Origin of the sequence: Rhodococcus sp. NPDC078407, from assembly GCF_044542515.1 — a bacterium.
Taxonomy (GTDB): domain Bacteria; phylum Actinomycetota; class Actinomycetes; order Mycobacteriales; family Mycobacteriaceae; genus Rhodococcoides.
This window is the reverse complement of record NZ_JBITUQ010000014.1, coordinates 14257-34236: the sequence shown is the minus strand read 5'-3', so window position 1 is coordinate 34236 and position 19980 is coordinate 14257. Positions and strand designations below refer to the sequence as shown.

Sequence of the window (19980 nt, the reverse complement as noted above, 5' to 3'; positions counted from 1 at the left end):
CGCCACTGCATCACCGAAGGTGATGCACTTCCTGCAGCCCGTAGACCGGGGTGTCTATGCCCTCGTAGCGGGCCTTGATCTGCAGGGCCAGGTACAGCGAATAGTGCCGTGACTGATGCAGATTGCCGCCGTGGAACCAGAAGTTCTCCTGCTGAGTCGGCTTCCACATGTTGCGCTGTTCGCCCTCCCACGGACCGGGATCCTTGGTGGTGTCCGAGCCCAGGCCCCAGCACTTGCCCACCTTGTCGGCGGTCTCCTGGTCGATGAGATCGGCAACCCAACCGTTCATCGAGCCGTAGCCGGTGGCGTAGACGATGAGGTCGGCGGGCAGTTCGGTGCCGTCCTCGAGCACCACGCCGGTCTTGCTGATCCGATCGACCTGTCCGGCAACAAGTTTGATCTTTCCGTCCGCAACCAGCTCGGATGCGCCGACGTCGATGTAGTAGCCGGAGCCGCGACGTAGGTACTTCATGAACAGCCCCGAGCCGTCGTCGCCGAAGTCGTGCTGGAAGCCGGCCTTCTCGAGGCGATCGTAGAAGTCCTTGTCCTGCTCCGCGATCTGCTGGTACACCGGGATCTGGAACTCGTGCATAATCCGGTACGGCAGCGACGCGAACGTGAGATCGGCCTTGGCCGTGGTCATTCCGGATTCCACTGCGCGCTCGGAGTACAGATCACCGAGAGCGATCTCGCACAGCGAATCCGACTTGACGATGTGCGTGGACGAGCGCTGCAGCATCGTGACGTCGACACCCGTCTCGTACAGGGCCTTGCAGATGTCGTGCGCCGAGTTGTTGGAACCGACGACCACCACGCGCTTGCCGACATAGGCGTCGGGACCGGGGTGTTCGCTGGAATGGTGCTGCTCGCCTTCGAATTCGTCCATACCGGGGAAGTTGGGGACATTTTTCTTGCCCGACATTCCGGTGGCCATCACCAACTGCTTGGGCCGCAGGATCACTTCCTCGCCGTCACGGTCGACGACGACCGTCCACTCCTTGGCCGTCTCGTCGTAGGTCGCGGACTTGGCGGTGGTCTTGCTCCAGTACGGCACCTCCATGACCTTGGTGTACATCTCGAGCCAGTCACCGATCTTGTCCTTCGGCGCGAACACCGGCCAGTTCGGCGGGAACGGCAGGTAGGGAAGGTGGTCGTACCAGACCGGATCGTGCAGGCACAGCGACTTGTAGCGGCCACGCCACTGGTCACCGGGGCGCTCGGCGCGGTCGACGACGATGGCGGGAACACCGAGTTGACGGAAACGCGCACCGAGAGCAATGCCACCCTGGCCGCCGCCCACGACGAGGGCGTACGGCTGCACGCTGTAGCCGAGCTCCTTCTCTTCCATCTCCTTCTTCTCGGCCCAGTTCTGGGCGTCGGCATTCGAGCCGTGCACGGCACCCTTGATACGGGACTTGCCCTGCCGCTCCTCGTATCCCTTGAGTTCCTGCATCGTCGTGAGCAGGGTCCAGGCGACGTCCTCACCGGTCTCGGCGTCCGTCGTCAAGCGCAGATGCCCTTTGCCGCGGCTCGTCGCGGTCTCGAATTCGATCCAGGCCGAGACGACACCGTCCGATTCGTCGGGGGTCTCGGTGGTGTGGAAACCCGTCGGATCGGTGTCGTCGAGTCGTTCGGACAGCATGTCTGCGACGCCGTCGCGACCCTCCACCGTCTTGAGATTCCAGGTGAACGTGACGAGATCGCGCCAGAAGCCGCTGACAGCGAACATGCCGGCGACACGCGGAATGTCACGGGCGACCAGTGCGTCCTCGAACGTCGACAGCCAGGTGTCGACCCGTTCCTGAGGACTGCGCGTGCGGTTGATCTCGATCGGCTCGATGGTCTGGGTCATGAAAACTCCTCGTGCGACAGTGCGGTGCGTTGTGTGACCCAGCACACTCTTCGAACGCGGCTGGGTCGAGAGTTGCAGTGGGTTGCACTCGAAGATCAGCGGTACGGTTCGAGAAATTTCCGGGGGGAAACATGATTCGTCGTATCGCCATAGCTCTGGCGCTGGTCGTCCTGACCGGCTGCTCGTCGGCATCGCTTCCCGTCGTCACCGGTACCCGGTCGCCGGCGGTTCCGTGCATCGACTCCGTCGGCGAGAACTCGACGCTGACCGTCATGGGTGACGCAGTGCTCCTCACTCCGTATCTGCGGGTGCGGGGACAGGTGCGTACGGCGTTGGAGGAAGAGTTCTACTGGCGTAACAATCAGCCCGACGACCCTATGGACGCACGCCGTCTGAGCGCGTTCGTTCCCGGTGGTAGCACGACTGCATTGCTGTACGCCAACACACCTGTCGGCGGAGACGCAGCTTTCGCTGCAGCCGCCTGCAGTCTCGAATTCGATTGGAAAGCAGGTCTTTCACCCGGAGAGTTCGAGACGGCGATGTCGACTCCAGGGTTCTTGCGCGGTCTGGGTCGTCGACTCTGCACCGATATGGAGATGTCGGGCAACACCACCGACTACCTCGCCAGGGCCGACGAGAAACTGGCAGAATTCGAGGACAACGCTGCAGGCAAGGTCGATTTCATGAGGGACATGCACCAGAACTCGTTGAAGGACCGCCTCGACTTTCTTGCCTCCCCCGAGGAACCCGGCGAACTTCCGGAGAACCGACGAATCGCCCGACACGACGTCATCGAACTACGGGACATCATTGCGCGACTGGAGAGCGAAACGGATGGCCACCTGCTGCAGATCGAACGGGGCAGGGTCGAATTCATCAGAGCCGCACTGGCCTTTCAGTGTCCTGCGCTGAGCGACTGATCGGGCTGCGAGAGCTTGTTCAACCCCAACGACTGGAATCCGACGACGTAGATCAACGTCCACAGCACCAGCCAGTCGACGAAGCCGAGAGCGTTGCCGGAGATTCCGGCCGCGACGACGGGCTCGTGGAGTAGGTGCTCGGCGAGAACGAAGTAGTAGGCCAGGAAGGTGCCGATGGCCAGGGTGAACGTCAAGAGGGCGCGCGCCGCCGCCGGGAAGCGATTGCCGAAACCGTTGGCCCAGAAAATCATCCAGAAGGCCCAGCACACGCCGATCTGAGCGGGAAACTGGTTGATCACGCTGCCGAGCTCCGCGGTGGCGTCGGACCCGACGAGCAGCTTCGCGAGCGGAACCATCAGGAAGTAGATCGCGGTGCCGAGCACTGCGTTGCCGACGGTGGCTGCCAGTGCAGTCCGTCCTCCGTCGCCGGCCAGTTTCCAGGGCCAGTTGTCGAGGGTCTGACCGGTGAGGATCACCGAGACGACGATCGAGTAGAACCAGCCGAGCGCTGTATCGACGGACATCAGCGGATCGGTGGCCGACAGCGAGACCGACGGCAGACCGAACACGAAGTACAACGCGAGAGTGGGCACGGCGACGAACGCGATCTCGCACAGCCCGATCAGCGGCTGCTTCATGCTCAGCACGGTCCACGGCCAGTGTTGCCAGTTGAGGACCACCATGACCCACGTGCCGAACCCGAACAGCACGAACAGCGCGCCTGCGAAGTAGCCGAGCCCCCCTTCGCGGGAACCGGCGAAATCCGGATACAGCGCCCCGAGACCGCTGCCGAGGAGCCAGGTGACGGCGACGGCGAACACCGCCGTCGACTCCAGAATTGCGAGTCCGCGCATCGGCTGCTTCAGGGAGTCGAACCCGGCGAATTCGCAATCGAACCCGATGAACACGATGAACAGAATCGCCCAGAACAACGCGGCATTGAAGGGGAGGGGATAGAAGTTCCAGGGGCTGGTGGTGGGGTCGGCCAGCAGGTACCAGGTCGCTACCGACACGGCTACCACGACGGCGAGGTTGGCGAGGCCGAACGCTAACCATGTGTGTTGTGGGCCAGCAGTTCTGGGTTCTTCGAGGGGTCGATCTTCGGTTGCGGTCATGTGCTGCTCGTTTCGGTCGGGTCGATCGGGACGCCGTCACTATGAGCTGAATCACAAATCACCGTCAGGGTTGCGGACGGTTGCAACGCGGCATCCGGACTGCAACGCGGTGCAACCCTGTCGCTTGTGCGCCGCGTCACATAAACCTGTGTGCATCCAATTCAGTCAGGAGTGAACCGATGCGTGCAGCTGTGTATTACGGACCCAACAAGGTGGAGATCACCGACGTACCCGAGCCCAGTCCCGGTGCGGGGCAGGTCAAGGTCAAGGTCGGGTTCAACGGAATCTGTGGAACCGACCTGCACGAGTACTACGCCGGACCCATTTTCATCCCCACCTCACCGCACCCGTTGACCGGCCAGGAGATGCCGCTGGTGCTCGGGCACGAGTTCTCGGGAACGGTCACCGAGCTCGGCAAGGGTGTCACCGGTATCGCGGTGGGCGATCGAGTCGCCATCGAACCGCTCTACCGTTGCGGACACTGCGGCCCCTGCCGGGCGGGCAACTACAACATCTGCGCCCAGATCGGCTTCCACGGACTGATGTCCGACGGCGGAATGGCCGAATACACCGTGGTCCCCACCGACATGATTCACGCCTTGCCCGACAGTGTCTCCCTCGAGCTCGGAGCCCTCGTCGAACCGATGTCGGTTGCCTATCACGCTGCGACATTGGGCGATCCGAAGCCCGAGGACACAGCCATGGTGTTCGGTGCCGGCCCCATCGGTATCGGCCTGTGGTTCGCGTTACGCGGCAAAGGACTCGACAACGTCTACGTCGTCGAACCGTCGCCGACGCGTCGCGCATCGATCGAGGCCCTCGGCGCGAAGACTCTCGATCCGACGGCCACCGACGTTCCCGGATTCATCGCCGAGCTCACCGACGGCAAAGGTGCGGACGCCATCTACGACGCGGCCGGCGTGCAACCTGCGGTGGAGACCGCGCTCGGATGCATCGGTGCGCGCAAGCCGCTCGTGAGCGTCGCGATCTACGAGAAGCCGCTCACCACACCGCTGCAGAAGCTGGTGATGAACGAATCCCGCATCCAGGGATCGCTCTGCTACACCTCCGCGGACTACGAGGCCGTCATCGATCTGATGAGCCAGGGCCACTACGACACGACGGGGTGGGTGGACAAGATCTCGCTCGACGGTGTCATCGACGACGGATTCGAGGCGCTGCATGCGGGCACCAAGATGAAGGTTCTGGTCGACCCGTCGACGGGTGCATTCGCATGAGCGTGGTGCTGGTGACGGGAGCGGGTCAGGGCATCGGACGGGCTATCGCCCTACGATTGGCGAACGACGGTCACGACATCGCCCTCGTCGATCTGGCCGAGGACAAGATTTCGTCGGTAGCCGAGGAAGTTCGTGAAACAGGCCGTCGAGCAACGACATTCGTGGCCGACGTCAGTGATCGTGACCAAGTGTTCGCCGCCGTCGCCCACGCTCGCGAGGCGCTCGGTGGCTTCGACGTCATCGTCAACAATGCGGGCATTGCGCAGGTGGCACCGCTCGACGATGTTCGACCCGAAGACACGAAGAAAATCTGGGCCGTCAACGTCGATGGTGTGTTGTGGGGAATCCAAGCTGCCGCAGCACAATTCAAGTCGCTCGGCCAGAAGGGCAAGATCATCAACGCGTCCTCGATCGCCGGGCACGACGGGTTCGCGATGCTCGGTGTCTACAGCGCAACCAAATTCGCGGTACGCGCATTCACCCAGGCCGCGGCCAAGGAATATGCCGCGGACGGCATCACCGTCAACGCATATTGCCCCGGCGTCGTCGGCACCGACATGTGGGTGACCATCGACAAGCGATTCGCGGAGCTGACCGGTGCCGCCGGGGGAGACCTACGACAAGTACGTCGGAGGTATTGCGCTCGGTCGCGCTCAGACGCCCGAGGACGTTGCCGCGTTCGTCTCGTACCTCGCGAGCCCCGACTCGGACTACATGACCGGTCAGGCACCGTTGATCGACGGTGGTCTGGTCTACCGGTGACCCCGCACGAACGCGATTTGTGAGCTGGAGCACAATTGGCAGCGATGACGCAGTCGACAGGCCCTGAACCTGCGCTGGCGGCCGGTGAGGACCCGCGCCGCTACGCGCAGATACTCACTGCCGTCTACGACGCGACCATGACCGGCGGCAAGTCGCCGGCGCGTCCTCGCGACGTGATCGGCGACTCGTGGCGACGGCTGCAGACCCTCGGTATCGACCCCGAACTCGGCAATCCGGCCGAGCGGCAGATGGACGCGTCGGACCTCGAGCTGAGCCGTCGGGAATCGGGACTGTTCGACATCCTGGACGATCTGGCCCGCGGCTTGGAATCGGTCGTCCAGGATGGCGACAACATCCTCGTCGTCGCGGATCGGAACGGTCGTGTGCTGTGGCGCAGTGGGTCGGCGTCGGTGCTCGACCGAGCCGACGGCCTCGGATTCGTCGAGGGGGCCAACTGGGCCGAGGATTCGGTGGGCACCAACGCCATCGGGACGGCCCTGGTCTCTCGCCGAGCCGTGCAGATCTTCTCCGCCGAACACTATGTGCGGAGCCATCATTCGTGGACCTGTGCGGGCGCTCCGATTCGCGATCCGCGTACCGGTCAGGTGCTCGGGGCGATCGACGTGAGCGGGCCGGCAAAGACGGTGCATCCCACGACGATCGCCCTGGTGGACGCGGTGGCCCGGTTGGCCGAATCGCAACTGCGCGAGCTGCATCGGTCGACGCTGGACCGCCTGCGTTCGGTCGCGGCCCCGATGCTGGCCAGACTCCGAGCCCCGGCATTGGCCGTCGATGCGAACGGCTGGGTTGCCGCCGTCGAATCGGTGGCGCTGCGTAACCGCATCCTGCTTCCCGAAGACCTGGCTACCGGACGCTTCTGGCTGCCGACCCTCGGCGTGTGCGATTTCGAGCCCCTGCCCGGTGGCTGGCTCGTTCGACCCACCAGCACGATGGATTCTGGCGTCGCCGATATCGGATCGACGACAATCTGCATCGACCTCAGAAGTTCGCAGAAGCCGCGCATCGAGGTGCGCAGCGAGGTGGGGGAATGGACCCACGAGCCGACGCCCCGGCACGCCGAAATTCTGTACCTTCTTGCCACGCATCGGCAGGGGCGAACCGCGTCGCAGATGGCCGCCGATCTGTTCGGCGACGACGGCCGCTCCATCACCGTCCGAGCCGAGATGTCGCGCCTACGCAAGCATCTCGCCGGCATCATTTCGACCCAGCCGTATCGGTTGGACGAATCGGCGACGGTGGAGGTGCTCATGCCGTCGGACATGGCTCGGTTCCTGCCGCATTCGTCGGCCCCGGCGATCCGAGCTGCACGGGGTGCAGGCGCTGGACCCTTGGCTTGACCTTCACACCGTGACAAGGTCTTGGCTGGCCGTCATGAACGAAGCACTCCAGCACCACGATCCGTCTGTTCGTCTCAGAGCTGCACTGGACATCGGGACTGCACCGGACCCACGGTATCTCGACGTTCTGTTGGAGCGGTGCGCCGTCGAATCCGATTTCAGGTGCGGGAGATGTTGACCTGGGCCGTGATTCGGCTTCCCGCGTCGCCGACGGTGCCGCGGCTGATCGAGGAGGTACGTCTCGGGGGAACACTCGCTCGCAGTCAGGCGCTGCACACGCTGTCGAAGGTGAAAGATCGGGCGGCGTGGCCGGTGATCACCCAGGAATTGATTGCCGACGCCGACGACGAGGTAGCACGAAGCGCATGGCGCACAGCGGTCGTCTTGGTGCCGGCCGGCAGTGAAGGGGAGCTGGCCGCGATGCTGGCCGCGCAGTTGGGCCGAGGTGGCCACGAGGTACGGCGCAGTCTGAGTCGCGCGCTCGTTGCACTCGGATCGGTGATCGAGCCGATGTTGCGCCAGGCCGCGTCGAGCAAGGACGTTGCCGTTCGCGCCCACGCGCTGGCCACCGAGGCGCTGCTGCGAGATCCGGATGCCGGGTTCGCGGTGTTCGAGGCCAAGCGCGTCGATGCACTTGGAGCTACGGAACCGGCGGGGTGAGATAGAACGATGTTGATCGGTGAGGTGGCGCGACGGTCCGGGGTCAGCGCCCGCATGCTTCGGCATTACGACAGGCTCGGGCTGGTGCAGCCGACTTCTCGGGGCGGCACCGGCTACCGCGACTACTCCCCGGCCGACGTCCGTCGCCTGTTCCACGTCGAGTCGCTCCGGTCGCTGGGGTTGTCTCTGCACGACGTGGGACGGGCCCTGGACGATCCGAGTTTTGCGGCGTCGGGAATCGTCGAAGAGCTCGCCGCCCGAGCCGAGGAGCGCATCGCGCGGGACACCGAGTTGCTCACACGGCTGGGTCGGATCGGCGGTTCCCGTCCCGACGATTGGGACGACGTGCTCGGTACCGTGGCGCTGCTGGGCGACCTGGATTCGGTGAGTGCAGGGAAGCGTCAGTCGGCCGCATTGTCGTCCGTCGGTGATCGGACCGTGCCGGCGGAGGCGCTGGCCGAGGCGGTGCTGCGTGAACCGGCGACCAACGTGGCGGGCGCGCTGCGATGGGCACTCGCCCAAACCGGGAGCGACGCCGTTACGGCGCTGCGGCAGGGCCTCGAGTCACCGGATCCGGACGTGCGACGGCGCGCAATCGATACCGTCGTAGAGATTCCACATCCTGACGCCACGGAATTGCTCCGGGAGGCGCTGGGTCACGACGACGATCGGATACCACGCGTCGCAGCGTTGGAACTGGCGGCTCGCGGGATCGCCGACGCGATCCCGACCCTGATCACGATGGTGTTCGAGGGCAACAACGACGTGGACGCCGCAGATGCTCTCGGTGAACTCGGTTCCGCCGACTCGACAGTTGCCGCTCTGCTGGCCGGACCGCGCGAGGCATCAGTGCGTCTTCGGGTGACCCAGGCGCTGGCCAGTATTCCGGGCACCGCCGCGACGCAGGCTCTGCGCACTTTGGCCCTGGACGAGGACCGCTCTGTCGCGTTGACGGCGACCTACCTGCTGGACCGGAGAGAGTGAGGCGCTTCGGTACCGTCGAAGACATGAAGGCACTGGGATTGTTCGCGGCACTGTCGATCACGCTGGCTGCGACTGCCTGCTCCACCGCAACCACCCCGGCCGCGCCGGCCGCGCCCGCTGCCGAGAACCAGGTGACCGTCGCCGATCGGATGTACACGCCGCAGACCCTGACGATCACCGCAGGCGAGACCGTGACGTGGGTGTTCGCGGATCAGGCGATGGCACACAACGTCGTCGCCGATGACAAGTCGTTCCGCAGCGAACTGATGCAGACGGGGCAGTTCACCCACACCTTCGACACCGCGGGCACCTACACCTACCACTGCACCCCGCACCCTGACATGACGGCGACGATCATCGTCGAACCGTGATGGACTGGTAGCCATGGCAACCCGGATCCGCAGTATCGCCGCACCTCTCGGGGTGGCGGCCGCTGCGGTGAGCGGGGCAGTGCTGCTGCACGTGCGCGATCCCCGAACCTCGTCGTACCTGCCCTGCCCGTTCCACGCCATCACTGGACTGTGGTGTCCGGGATGCGGTGCAACCAGGGCCTTCGGCGACCTCACGCGCGGAGACATCGCGGCAGCCGCGTCGAGCAATGTCGTTGCGGTTGTGTGCGTTGTCGTGGCCGTCGGGGTGTGGGGGCTGTGGCTCCGAGCTCGGTGGACGCAGACGCCACTGACCGTGCCTCACCCAAATCGTTCGGCTGTCGCGGTGCTGTTTGCCCTGTTGACCGTCTTCACCGTGGTGCGCAATACCCCGTGGGGCACCGCGATCGCCCCGACCTGACACAACTAGGAGGTAGCTGTGCTGCTGGAAATCTTCTCGATCATCGTGCTGCTGGGCGTGCTCATCGCGCTCATCCCCACGGCTCGACGCGTGTTCAAGAAGGGTGACGACGAATGAGCGACTCCCTGAGAGACCGGGTGCGGGCGAAACTACTGGCCCAGATCGCCGACGACGGAGGCACCCCCGCCGAACAGGCAGAGGGCGACGACCCGCGCCTCAACGCCCTGCGCGACGACCTCGAAGCACTGGACGCGGCCCCCGACGGGGATCCGGTGATCGACGACATCGCCGCCAGGCACTGGGTTCCCTGAGCCCTGGATCCCCCCGACTCCCCTTGGGGAGTCGATGTGACGTTCGGTGGCCTTTTCGACGGTCGATGTCACGTCGAGTGGACTTTTCGAGGGTCCCGAATAGGCGGGCTACTGAGGCGCGTCTAGTATCTATGTTGTGTCCGAGACGAGATCTGCTGCCGATACGGCATATGCGACGGTCAAGGAGCTCATTGTCTCGGGGGAACTTCCCGGCGGCGAGCTCGTCAGTGAAGGCGAGATCGCAACCCGCCTCGAGATCAGCCGCACTCCCGTACGCGAGGCGTTTCTACGCCTGCAGGTCGAGGGATGGATGCGCTTGTATCCCAAGCGCGGGGCGCTGGTCGTCCCGATCGCGGTGGGTGAAGCAGAAAGTGTCGTCGACGCGCGTCGACTCGTCGAAGCGGGAAGTGTTCGAGCCTTCATCGGCGCTTCGGGTGCTCGCTCACGCGTGGTGGATGCGCTGCGCGACAACCTGCGATTTCAGGAACAGTTGGCGATCGACGGCACCGCCGCCGAGTTCAGTGCCGCCGATGCCGACTTTCATCGCACGATCGTCCGTGCCGGAAACAACCCATTGCTCGACGCGTTCTACGACGGACTTCGTGAGCGTCAGCGGCGGATGACGGCAGCTTCGCTGACCCGTGATCCGGGTCAGATCTCCCGCATCGTCGACGATCACCGCAGACTCGCCGACCTGATCGAAGCCGGCGACGCAGACGAATTCGAGCGAGCCGTCGAACAGCACATGCTCGGGGTGCACGGCTTGCGTAACGACAGAGGGGGATTGCGATGAGCGAGGCAATGATCGACGAGAAACTGCAGCAGACGGCGGCGAAACGCTGGCTGTTGGTTGCGGTCGGCATGTTCGCCGTCGCCTGGGGCGGCAACGAATTCACGCCGCTGTTGGTGATGTACCGACTCGATCACGGCTTCTCGGCCGTGGTGGTCGATACGTTCTTGTTCGCGTACGTCCTCGGCATCATTCCGGCGATGTTGATCTGCGGTCCACTGTCCGATCGGCTCGGTCGACGCCCGATCATGTTGCCCGCCCCCGCAATTGCCGCGGCCGGGTCCATTCTGATTGCGCTGGGACCCGACAACGCCGTCATGCTCTTCGGTGGCCGTGTGCTCAGCGGGATCGCACTCGGCATCGGCATGGCGGTCGGCGGCAGTTGGGTCAAGGAACTCTCCAGTCGCGACGCCGCCGCCAAGCCCGGGGCCGGAGCGCGCCGCGCCGCGATGTCGCTGACCGCGGGCTTCGCTCTCGGTGCCGGAGTTGCCGGCGTGCTTGCGCAGTGGGCGCCCTGGCCGACGCATCTCGCGTACGGCGTGCACGTGCTGATTTCCATCGCCGCGTTCGTCGGCATGCTGTCCGTGCCCGAAACGCGCACCGCCACAGTGTCGTCGAAGAACAAGAAGCTGCTCGACGACCTCAAAATTCCATCGGCATCGCACCGACGCTTCCTGTTCGTCGTGTTGCCCCTGGCTCCCTGGGTTTTCGGTGCCGCCAGCGTCGCCTACGCGGTGCTCCCGTCGCTGATGGCCGACGCGTTGGCCGACGAGCCCGGCGGCGGCTACCCCGTCGCGTTGTCCGCGGCGATGGCCGTCATCGCGCTGGGATCCGGGTTCGCGATTCAGGCCGTCGGGCGTCGGATCGATACCCCCGCCAATGCGCGCGGCGCTCTGGTTGCGCTGTCTCTGTTGGTGGTCGGTATGGCCGTTGCCGCGTGGGCTGCGTCGGTGCTGACCATCGCCGCCGCGTTGATCGCAGCAGCGGTGCTCGGGTGTGGATACGGCATGGCGTTGGTCTCGGGTCTACAGGAGGTGCAACGTATCGCCGGCCCCGACGACCTCGCCGGCCTCACCGCGGTGTTCTATTCGCTGACGTATCTGGGCTTCGCGGTCCCTGCGGTGCTGTCGGCGCTGACCGAGACCTGGCCCGGCGTGGTCACGTATCCGATCATCTTTGGATTCGGCACGGTGATGGCCGCAGTGTGCGGTCTTGTGGTGCGGTCGAAGACGTCTGCTCACCTGCCCTAAGGGGCGTGCGCGTTGTGCGTACCTGGAGGGGCGCACAACGCGCACGAGGGGAGGAGGCGCTCCCGTTTCGTTGGGCGACGCTCGGGTACACGACAAGCATGAATGCCACACGACGTGCTCCCGCTCGCCGGCGTCGCCTCGTCGGCTCCACATCGATGCTCATGGCGCTGATGACCGCCGGTGCTCTGACCGGTTGTTCGTTCGCAGAGCCCAGCTCGCAGGACACCGGCGCAGCGGAGGAGGTCGGCAGAATCGATCTGCAGAGCGTCACCCTGCAGGCGGCACTCACCGGTGCCACGCCCGAGAGTTCCGCGTCGGCGTACGGCAACGCCACCCTCGAATTCACGGCAGTGAACGAGGCCGAAACCGAGAACGATCGGCTCCTCGACATATCGTCGCCCGCCGCGACCTCGGTGACGATCGACGCCACACCGGACCAACTCGTCATCGAACCGGCGACGTCCATTGCAGCCGGTCAGCCGGTGCAGAACCTGGATTCCGGAGATGACGGAACCGATGAGAGATTTACCGTGACCTTCGAGCTGGCTGACGGCGAACTGGCCCCGGGCACGTCAATTCCGGTGACCTTCGAGTTCGAGCGCGCCGGATCCGTGTCGGTCGACGCCCCGTTCGATGTGTACGAGCCAGGAGAGCTGACCGACACGGCGCGGCCGCTTCCTCCGGAGGTCACCCCCGCGCCGTAGCGCACATCGGTGTGAACCGAGAAGATCGCTGCGAGCCAACCGGTTGCGCTCTAGGATCAGCGGCATCATGCTGCAGTCCGTACGCACCGACCCTCCGCACCGGGTGCCTCCGACGGTTCTTGTTGCGGGTGCGACCGTATGGAATCGGCGTGAGGCGTACTGGTTTCTGATCGCTGTGATCGTGCTGGCCGCCTGCTGGTCGAGATATCCGACGCAGGTGCCGTACGTCTTCGCGTTCGTTCTGCTCGGGGCCCTGGTATTTCGTTGCAGAAGTATCGCCTGGTGGGTGTCGGTGCTGCGCTGGGGAGTGATCGCCGACGTCGAGACCGTGGACACCGCGCTGCGCGGCGGCCGCAACCTTCGCCTCGCGCACGCCACCGGCTGGAACGTTCAAAGGCGTTGGTACACAGGGGTTATCACCGAATCTGCAGTGCGGTATCGCGCCGGGGACGCGCGCGGTCACCTGTTCGTTCGGGGATTGCCCTTTACCACCGGGGTGGTGCTTGCGCACTCCAGGCAGCCGTCGTCTGCCATGGCTATCAGCGACTTCCCGTGTGACCTGCAACTGGACGGCAGGGGTCGCTGGGCGGCGGCGTTACCGAGAGGGTTCTGGCTGCAGGCACTGGCAACGGCTGCGCTGTACGGATATGGGGTCGCCGGGTTGATCATCTCGCTCGGGTAGCGATGAGGTGAACAGTCAGGTTTGCACCTCGAGGGGTTGACGACCCCGCCGACATTTCAATACTTTGGTTAAGGAAATGAAGTGTTGAAACCGAAGGGAGATGATGACCCAGCGCAACGCATCACGCATCGCTACCGGAATCTTCGTCGCCGCAGCAGGACTCGGCTCCATAGTGGGGGCAGCAGTTCCTGCGCAAGCGCAGACCGTGGATTCGCCCGCCCTCGGAGTCGCCAAAACCAGTGACAGTGACTTCTCTGTGGCGTTGGTCGGCTACGACGTCGCAGTAGCAGACGACGGAACTGCTACGGCAAAAAGTATCGAGACAGGTGCGACGGAGCCGCTGCCGACGCGGGCCACCGCCGGAGATGGCAGTCAGGTCGAGGTTCAGTACGCCGTTTCGGGCTCCGCCCTCCGAGTGCACGCGGTGGCGGTGCCCAGCGACGGTGAGGTCACCACGCTCAGTATCGGAAATTGCCTGGCGGGGATCGGGGGAGGTGCGGTGTCCGGGGGCACCGCGGCCGGGCTCGCTGGAGCCGGCGTGGGGACCGTGACGCTCCCGGTCGTGGGTACTGTCGGAGGCGGCTTGGTCGGCGCAATCGGCGGAGCCGTTGGCGGTGGCCTCACTGGTGGAGCAACGTTCTGCTGAGGGAGCGAGCATGAAGTACAACTACTCCGGACCCTGGCCGATTTTCGCCGTGCTGGGCGTCATCGTGGGCTGGGTGCTGTTCCAAGTGTTGGCACTCGATGCGAGTGTCGGCCGTGCCATCGCATCGCCGATCAATCTTTTCGCGCTGATGTCAGCGGGTTTCCTGGCCATCGGCTACGCGCAGAACCGCCGTCGGCAGGTTTGACCGGCAATCGGCTCCCCAGACTTGGATCCAGGCCTCCGATTGCAGGCTGGTTTCCGAAACTGGGGAGCCGATTTGCGACGCTGGACCTACGGCAACGACGGCATCTGCTTGTCCACCAGCCATGCGTCCCACAGGCTTCGGGGGCAACCGAAGCGGGAGGCGAGGTCGGTGAAGTCGGCGGTTGCGACCGTCGAGTAGCGGTACTTGGAAGTCCATTCCTGGATCAGTCCGAAGAAGCGCTCGTCGCCGATGGTGCGCCGCGCCGCGTGCAGTGCCAGTGCTCCGCGCTTGTAGACGCGGTCGTCGAAGATGCGCTCGGGCCCGGGATCGGTGAGTTGTAGGTCCATCTCGAGCCCGCGCTGCATGGTGTGGGCGCGCTTGGCCTTCTCGTGAGCCGTTGCGCCGCCGGAGTTCTCGGCCCAGATCCACTCCGAGTAGCAGGCGAATCCCTCGTGCAGCCAGATGTCGGCCCACTTGCCGAGGGTCAGGGAATTACCGAACCACTGGTGCGCCAATTCGTGGGCCACCAGACGCTCGTAGTACCGGGAACCCGAACAGTGGTTGGCGCCGAAGATCGACAAGCCCTGTGCCTCGACCGGAATCTCGAGATCGTCGTCGGTGACCACCACGGTGTACGAGGCGAAAGGGTAAGGGCCGTACAGCCGTACGAACGTATCCATCATCTGCGGCTGACGACCGAAATCATGATCGAACTGCGCGCGCAGCCGCGGGGGAGTGATCGCTTTCATGGGCACCGGTCCCGGGCTGACGATGCGATGCTCGTAGGGACCGATCTGGATGGTCGCCAGATAGGTGGCCATCGGCTCGGGTTGCTCGTACACCCAGGTGGTGCGGCTCGCGCGAGTCTGCTTGCGCACCAACGTTCCATTGGCCACCGCGTAGTACGGAGAATCCGTGGTGATGGTGATGCCGTAGCTGGCCTTGGAGACCGGATGGTCGTCACACGGAAACCACGAGGCGGCGCCGTTCGGCTGACTCGCGACGATCGAACCTTCGGTGAGTTCTTCCCAGCCGACCTCGCCCCACAGACCGTTGATGGCCTGAGGTGTTCCGCCGTACGCCACCGTCACCACCAACGCCGCACCCGAGGCGATGGGCTTGGCGGGGGTGATCTTCAACTTGCCGCGCTGGTGGCTGAACTTCACCGAACGCGATCCGTTGACCGACACCTTCGACACGTTCATCGCCGGTCCGAGATCCAACGCGAACTTCGACACCGTCGCAGTGGTGACGGCGGTGATCTTCGCCTTGCCCGTCAGCCGGTTGCTCTCGACCTTGTACTCGAGGTCGAGTTCGTACCGCGAGATGCGATAGCCGCGGTTGCCGTTCTGCGGAAGATACGTATCGATCGGGTTGTCGCTGGAATCGACGTCGAACACCGGTGCGACCAGTCTGTCTGCCACGAACGATCACCCCTCGTTTCGGTCGTCGCGAATTCGCGGGAAGGGATCACCCTTGGCCCACGGCGCGATCGGATTGCCCTGCCAACGAGTATGCGCGGGAACCGTATCGCCGCGCATCACCAGGGAGGCAGGCCCCACCGTCGCACCATCACCTATACCCGATGCAGGCAAAGCGACACAGTGCGGTCCCAAGGTTGCACCGACTCCCAGATCCACCGTGTCCATGGACATGATCCGATCATGGAACAGGTGCGTCTGCACAACGCACCCTCGGTTGACCGTCGCACCGTCGGCCAACGTCACCAGATCTGCTTCGGGAAGCCAGTACGTTTCGCACCACACACCTCGCCCGATGTCCGCCCCGAGCCACCGCAGCCACATGTTGAGCACCGCAGTGCCCTCGGCCGCGCGCGCGAACCACGGCGCGGCGACGGTTTCGACGAACGTGTCGGCCACCTCGTTGCGCCACACGAACGAACTCCACAGCGGGTGATCCGTCTTGCCGATACGGCCCACCCACAGCCATTTGGCCGCCGCCGACACGGCCGCGGCCACGAAACCGGCAACGAGCAGCACGGCGCCACTGAGTAGCGCAGCCAACCAGTATCCGACCGAGTCGGCGATGGCGGTGAGCCCGAACAAGACTGCGAGCCCGATACCGAACGTCACGACGACGGGAATCAATCGGCACGTCTCGACGAGTGCGCGCGCGACCTTCAACTTCCGAGGCGGATCGAACGTGCGCGACGAGTCCGCGCTACCCGCAGCCCGGCGCAACCGAACCGGGGGGCTGCCGAGCCACGACGAGCCGGACTTCGCCTTGTCTGGTGTTGCCGACAGCACCGCGACCAGACCGTTCTTCGGCACGGTTCGCCCGGGGCCGGTCATGCCGGAGTTACCGAGGAATGCCCGCTTGCCCACCTTGGCGTCGCCCAGATGCATCCAGCCGCCGCCGAGTTCGTAACTGGCGACCATGGTGTCGTCGGCCAGGAACGCGCCGTCGGCGACGGTGGTGAACTTGGGGATCATCAGGACGGTCGACGCCTCGACGTCCTTGCCGATCTTCGCGCCCAGAAGTCGCAGCCAATGCGGGGTCAGCAGCGACGCGTACAGCGGGAACAGGAACGTGCGCGCAGAATCCATCAACCGCTCGGTGGCCCAGACCTGCCAACCGATGCGGCTGCGCACCGGGTGATAGCCGCCGACCAGTCCGATGCCGAGCAACCGGACGGCCACGACGGTGATGGCCGCGAAGACCGCCAACGACAGCAGGGTCGCGACGGGCAGCATCACCAGACCGCGCTGGAGAGCGCCCCACACGGAGTCGGCGGTATGGATCCACCAGCCCATGAGCACCAGGCTCACGCCGATGGAGAACAGCGCCATACCGGACAGGAACAGGGATGCGACGCCGTAAGCGAACACCCACTTTCGCGCGCGGGGCGGGGTCTCGGCGGGCCACGGATGATCGGCCTTGCCGACCTTCTGCGCGGGCGAGCCGGACCACATCTGGCCGGCTTTCACTCGTCCGACGACGGCGGAACCAGCCGTGACGACCGCGTTCTTGCCGACCTTGGTTCCGGGCAGCAGCGTCGAGCGAGCACCGACAGTGGCACCGGCACCGATTTCGATACCGCCGATGTAGACGACATCGCCGTCGATCCAGTGCCCGGACAGATCGACCTCGGGTTCGATGGAGCAGCCGTCGCCCAGTTCGAGCATGCCGGTGACCGGAGGCAGGGTGTGCAGGTCGACGCCCTTGCCGATCTTCGAGCCGAGGGCACGCGCGTAGTAGACCATCCACGGTGCACCCGAAAGATTGGAGGCTCCGCTGGCATCGATCAATCGCGTTGCCGCCCAAAGCCTTATGTGCATACTTCCGCCGCGCTTGTATGCGCCGGGTTGCAGCCCGGCCAGCAACACGCGCGATCCGATCACCGAGATCGCCATGCGTCCGACGGGCGTGATGAACAGGATGAAGGCCACGAGCACCCACCACCACGACAGCGTCGGGGCCCAGGGCACGTCGCCGAACCAGGACATGACGTTGAACAGCAGGCCGAGCCAGGTGACCCACTGCAGCCCCGTCAGGGTGGTCAACGGAACGGTGGCCAGTATCTGCGCCCACTGGGCGGTGCGCGAGGTTGGTGCGACGTCTCGCGGCACGGCCTCGACGACCGGCTTCAAGTCGTCGAGATACTGTGCGAGCGAACCCAATCGGGGGTGGTCGTACAACTGCGCGACGGTGACCTCGGGGAACCGTCCGCGTAACGCTGTCACCAACTGCGCGGCCGACAGCGAACCGCCGCCGTTGGCGAAGAAATCGGCGTTCTCGTCGGACACCTGTGCGCCGAGGATGTCGGTCCACAGCTGCGCCACCCACCCGGCCGTCCCGCCGAGCGCGGAGGCTCCCGCCATGCCGGGCAACGGCCACGGCAGCGCATTGCGGTCGACCTTGCCCGAAGTGCGCGTCGGCATCTCGTCCACCAACGCGAGCCGCGGGACCAGAGCCGCAGGCAACTGCTCGGCCAGCAACTCGCGAGCGGCGTCGAGATCGAAGTTCGGGTCGGTGCTGGCGAGATAACCGACGAGTACCGAGTTTCCGGCAGCGGTCTTACGAATGGCGGCCGCCGCACCGCCTACACCTGGAAGTGCTTGCAGCGCATTGTCGATCTCGCCGAGCTCGATGCGTCGACCACCGAGCTTGACCTGATCGTCGGCGCGGCCCTGGAACAGCAGTCCTTCGAGCTCGAGCTTGACGAGATCACCGCTGCGATACGCCCGGTCCCATCCGAGAGAGGGCATCGGCGCGTACTTCTCGGCGTCCTTGGCCGGATCGAGATACCGGGCCAGGCCCACGCCACCGATGACGAGTTCGCCTACCTCACCGACCCCCACCGGAGTGCCCGAGGCGTCGACCACCGCCAAATCCCAACCGTCCAGGGGTAATCCGATGCGAACAGGGCCCTTGCCGTCCATGATCGACGCGCACGCGACGACCGTCGCCTCGGTGGGGCCGTAGGTGTTCCAGACTTCCCGGCCTTCGACGGCAAGCCGCTCGGCCAGCTCGGGCGGGCATGCTTCGCCGCCGAAGATCAACAGCCGCACCGCTTCCAGCGCCACGGCAGGCCACAGCGACGCCAGTGTAGGCACCGTCGACACGACGCTGATATCTCGGGAGACGAGCCACGGACCGAGATCGAAGCCGGACCGCACCAGCGAACGCGGCGCGGGCACCAGACACGCACCGTGCCGCCACGCCAGCCACATCTCCTCGCACGACGCGTCGAATGCCACCGAGAGACCGGCGAGCACGCGGTCGCCCGGGCCCAACGGATCCTGCTGCAGGAACATGCGCGCCTCGGCGTCGACGAACGCCGCCGCGTTGCGATGACTGACCGCGACGCCCTTGGGTGTGCCCGTCGAACCGGAGGTGAAGATGACCCAGGCGTCGTCGTCCACGGTGGGTGGCCCGGTATCGCGCCCGGCAGCGTCCTGCCTGGGCGCAGTACCGGCGGCGATACCGCCCGCAGTGATGATCGCCGTCACCTTCGCCTCGCCGAAGACCAACTCGGCTCGCTCCTCGGGGTCGTCCGCGTCGACCGGAACGTATGCGGCACCGACCTCGAGAATGGACAGAATGGCGACATAGAGCGAGAACGAACCCGACGGCATGCGGATTCCGACGCGGTCGCCGCGCCGAACACCGGCATTGGCGAGCCACTGCGCGCCCTCGGCGATGTCGTCCAGCAACTCCGAGTAGCTGACCGACACGGCACCGTCGTCGATGGCGGGGGCATCGGGGAAGCGATGGGCGGTGTCGCGGATGATGTCGATGAGCGTCCGAGCGGGAGGGGCGAGCGACGAGCGAAGGAACGCTGCCGGTGCAGGTGCGATGCCCACGCTCGAACCCGGCAGATCGTTCTCTTGATGCACAGACAACCGGGCGTCCTTCTCGTTCGTTAGTAGATGACTCTCTAGTGCTGGGGGAGCAGCAGCGCCGTTGGTTATCTCACGTTCTGTTTGCCAGCAGGTGAACGAGCGCGACTTCCCACCGCGGAAATCCTACTGCTGTGTCCGTTCGAGTCCCGGCTTGACAAAACCGCAGCGAGTTTGCCAATGTCTTGGCCACGGTCACGAGTGCCAGCATCAAGCCCCGGCTCGCTGGTCGGCAACCCTCCTCCGCGGTGGGGTGCTCCGGGTGACGACCAGGCCGACGCCGGAGAACCGGTGCGGCAAGCGCGGACTCGTTCATCGAATCGCCTCGGTTGCGGGTCCCTCGGACGTGAG

General features: G+C 65.2%; 17 protein-coding genes, 2 pseudogenes and 1 riboswitch. Of the genes and pseudogenes, 15 read left to right on the top strand and 4 right to left on the bottom strand.

The features are described from left to right. Positions 1 to 10 precede the first annotated feature (10 nt). Positions 11 to 1852, bottom strand: a complete 1842-nt coding sequence (locus tag ACIGGF_RS15450; protein WP_397522137.1) for an NAD(P)-binding domain-containing protein — start codon at positions 1850 to 1852, stop codon at positions 11 to 13. Positions 1853 to 1983: 131 nt separating this feature from the next. On the opposite strand from ACIGGF_RS15450, the gene ACIGGF_RS15445 reads away from it, so the two are divergent. Next, complete coding sequence (locus ACIGGF_RS15445; protein ID WP_397522136.1) at positions 1984 to 2772, top strand: hypothetical protein; 789 nt, start codon at positions 1984 to 1986, stop codon at positions 2770 to 2772. On the opposite strand, the gene ACIGGF_RS15440 is transcribed toward ACIGGF_RS15445, so the two are convergent. Continuing rightward, on the bottom strand, positions 2748 to 3887 hold the full coding sequence (locus ACIGGF_RS15440; RefSeq protein WP_397522135.1) for a hypothetical protein: 1140 nt from the start codon (positions 3885 to 3887) through the stop codon (positions 2748 to 2750). The two genes, ACIGGF_RS15445 and ACIGGF_RS15440, sit on opposite strands and share 25 nt — an antisense overlap. A gap of 179 nt (positions 3888 to 4066) precedes the next feature. On the opposite strand from ACIGGF_RS15440, the gene ACIGGF_RS15435 reads away from it, so the two are divergent. From ACIGGF_RS15435 to ACIGGF_RS15370, 14 genes and pseudogenes are all read left to right on the top strand, one after another. After that, the gene (locus ACIGGF_RS15435) at positions 4067 to 5125 is read left to right on the top strand and encodes a 2,3-butanediol dehydrogenase (RefSeq protein ID WP_397522134.1); all 1059 of its coding nucleotides are present in this window, start codon (positions 4067 to 4069) and stop codon (positions 5123 to 5125) included. After that, positions 5122 to 5887 (top strand): annotated as a pseudogene (locus ACIGGF_RS15430) (acetoin reductase). Before ACIGGF_RS15435 ends, ACIGGF_RS15430 begins: the two are co-directional and overlap by 4 nt. Before the next feature lie 44 nt (positions 5888 to 5931). Then, a complete protein-coding gene (locus tag ACIGGF_RS15425; RefSeq protein WP_397522133.1) occupies positions 5932 to 7245 on the top strand; it encodes a GAF domain-containing protein in 1314 nt (437 codons plus the stop codon). 34 nt (positions 7246 to 7279) lie between these two features. Beyond that, positions 7280 to 7905 (top strand): annotated as a pseudogene (locus tag ACIGGF_RS15420) (HEAT repeat domain-containing protein). Positions 7906 to 7914: 9 nt separating this feature from the next. After that, positions 7915 to 8889 (top strand): HEAT repeat domain-containing protein, encoded by a 975-nt coding sequence (locus tag ACIGGF_RS15415; RefSeq protein ID WP_397522132.1) that lies wholly within the window; start codon positions 7915 to 7917, stop codon positions 8887 to 8889. A 23-nt stretch (positions 8890 to 8912) separates the two neighbouring features. Further along, complete coding sequence (locus tag ACIGGF_RS15410; RefSeq protein ID WP_397522131.1) at positions 8913 to 9260, top strand: plastocyanin/azurin family copper-binding protein; 348 nt, start codon at positions 8913 to 8915, stop codon at positions 9258 to 9260. Between the two features lie 13 nt (positions 9261 to 9273). Continuing rightward, the gene (locus tag ACIGGF_RS15405; protein ID WP_397522130.1) at positions 9274 to 9678 is read left to right on the top strand and encodes a DUF2752 domain-containing protein; all 405 of its coding nucleotides are present in this window, start codon (positions 9274 to 9276) and stop codon (positions 9676 to 9678) included. Positions 9679 to 9791: 113 nt separating this feature from the next. Then, positions 9792 to 9989, top strand: a complete 198-nt coding sequence (locus ACIGGF_RS15400) for a hypothetical protein (protein ID WP_397522129.1) — start codon at positions 9792 to 9794, stop codon at positions 9987 to 9989. A gap of 136 nt (positions 9990 to 10125) precedes the next feature. Then, positions 10126 to 10782 carry a GntR family transcriptional regulator gene (locus tag ACIGGF_RS15395; protein WP_397522128.1) on the top strand — a complete coding sequence of 219 codons (657 nt, stop codon included), beginning with the start codon at positions 10126 to 10128 and terminating at the stop codon, positions 10780 to 10782. Next, a complete protein-coding gene (locus tag ACIGGF_RS15390) occupies positions 10779 to 12029 on the top strand; it encodes an MFS transporter (RefSeq protein WP_397522127.1) in 1251 nt (416 codons plus the stop codon). Before ACIGGF_RS15395 ends, ACIGGF_RS15390 begins: the two co-directional genes overlap by 4 nt. Positions 12030 to 12127: 98 nt before the next feature. Next, positions 12128 to 12733: a hypothetical protein gene (locus ACIGGF_RS15385; protein WP_397522126.1), complete on the top strand. Its 606-nt coding sequence runs from the start codon at positions 12128 to 12130 to the stop codon at positions 12731 to 12733. A gap of 67 nt (positions 12734 to 12800) precedes the next feature. Then, positions 12801 to 13415 carry a hypothetical protein gene (locus ACIGGF_RS15380; protein WP_397522125.1) on the top strand — a complete coding sequence of 205 codons (615 nt, stop codon included), beginning with the start codon at positions 12801 to 12803 and terminating at the stop codon, positions 13413 to 13415. A gap of 100 nt (positions 13416 to 13515) precedes the next feature. Next, the gene (locus tag ACIGGF_RS15375; protein WP_397522124.1) at positions 13516 to 14061 is read left to right on the top strand and encodes a hypothetical protein; all 546 of its coding nucleotides are present in this window, start codon (positions 13516 to 13518) and stop codon (positions 14059 to 14061) included. 10 nt (positions 14062 to 14071) lie between these two features. Then, complete coding sequence (locus tag ACIGGF_RS15370; protein ID WP_397522123.1) at positions 14072 to 14266, top strand: hypothetical protein; 195 nt, start codon at positions 14072 to 14074, stop codon at positions 14264 to 14266. A gap of 86 nt (positions 14267 to 14352) precedes the next feature. Here the strand turns inward: ACIGGF_RS15370 and ACIGGF_RS15365 are convergent, their stop codons facing one another. Both ACIGGF_RS15365 and ACIGGF_RS15360 read right to left on the bottom strand, forming a co-directional pair. Then, positions 14353 to 15690, bottom strand: coding sequence for a M1 family metallopeptidase (locus ACIGGF_RS15365; protein WP_397522122.1), 1338 nt, complete (start codon positions 15688 to 15690; stop codon positions 14353 to 14355). A 6-nt stretch (positions 15691 to 15696) separates the two neighbouring features. Then, a complete protein-coding gene (locus tag ACIGGF_RS15360) occupies positions 15697 to 19626 on the bottom strand; it encodes a Pls/PosA family non-ribosomal peptide synthetase (RefSeq protein WP_397522198.1) in 3930 nt (1309 codons plus the stop codon). 196 nt (positions 19627 to 19822) lie between these two features. Then, positions 19823 to 19938, top strand: a riboswitch (SAM riboswitch). Positions 19939 to 19980: the final 42 nt, after the last annotated feature.

Excerpts from the sequence above, each read along its gene's own strand:
- ACIGGF_RS15370 (WP_397522123.1), top strand. The coding sequence starts at position 14,072 with ATGAAGTACAACTACTCCGGACCCTGGCCGATTTTCGCCGTGCTGGGC.
- ACIGGF_RS15425 (WP_397522133.1), top strand. The coding sequence starts at position 5,932 with ATGACGCAGTCGACAGGCCCTGAACCTGCGCTGGCGGCCGGTGAGGAC.
- ACIGGF_RS15435 (WP_397522134.1), top strand. The coding sequence starts at position 4,067 with ATGCGTGCAGCTGTGTATTACGGACCCAACAAGGTGGAGATCACCGAC.
- ACIGGF_RS15380 (WP_397522125.1), top strand. The coding sequence starts at position 12,801 with ATGCTGCAGTCCGTACGCACCGACCCTCCGCACCGGGTGCCTCCGACG.
- ACIGGF_RS15390 (WP_397522127.1), top strand. The coding sequence starts at position 10,779 with ATGAGCGAGGCAATGATCGACGAGAAACTGCAGCAGACGGCGGCGAAA.
- ACIGGF_RS15400 (WP_397522129.1), top strand. The coding sequence starts at position 9,792 with ATGAGCGACTCCCTGAGAGACCGGGTGCGGGCGAAACTACTGGCCCAG.
- ACIGGF_RS15410 (WP_397522131.1), top strand. The coding sequence starts at position 8,913 with ATGAAGGCACTGGGATTGTTCGCGGCACTGTCGATCACGCTGGCTGCG.
- ACIGGF_RS15450 (WP_397522137.1), bottom strand. The coding sequence starts at position 1,852 with ATGACCCAGACCATCGAGCCGATCGAGATCAACCGCACGCGCAGTCCT.
- ACIGGF_RS15375 (WP_397522124.1), top strand. The coding sequence starts at position 13,516 with ATGATGACCCAGCGCAACGCATCACGCATCGCTACCGGAATCTTCGTC.
- ACIGGF_RS15440 (WP_397522135.1), bottom strand. The coding sequence starts at position 3,887 with ATGACCGCAACCGAAGATCGACCCCTCGAAGAACCCAGAACTGCTGGC.
- ACIGGF_RS15405 (WP_397522130.1), top strand. The coding sequence starts at position 9,274 with ATGGCAACCCGGATCCGCAGTATCGCCGCACCTCTCGGGGTGGCGGCC.
- ACIGGF_RS15385 (WP_397522126.1), top strand. The coding sequence starts at position 12,128 with ATGAATGCCACACGACGTGCTCCCGCTCGCCGGCGTCGCCTCGTCGGC.
- ACIGGF_RS15415 (WP_397522132.1), top strand. The coding sequence starts at position 7,915 with ATGTTGATCGGTGAGGTGGCGCGACGGTCCGGGGTCAGCGCCCGCATG.
- ACIGGF_RS15445 (WP_397522136.1), top strand. The coding sequence starts at position 1,984 with ATGATTCGTCGTATCGCCATAGCTCTGGCGCTGGTCGTCCTGACCGGC.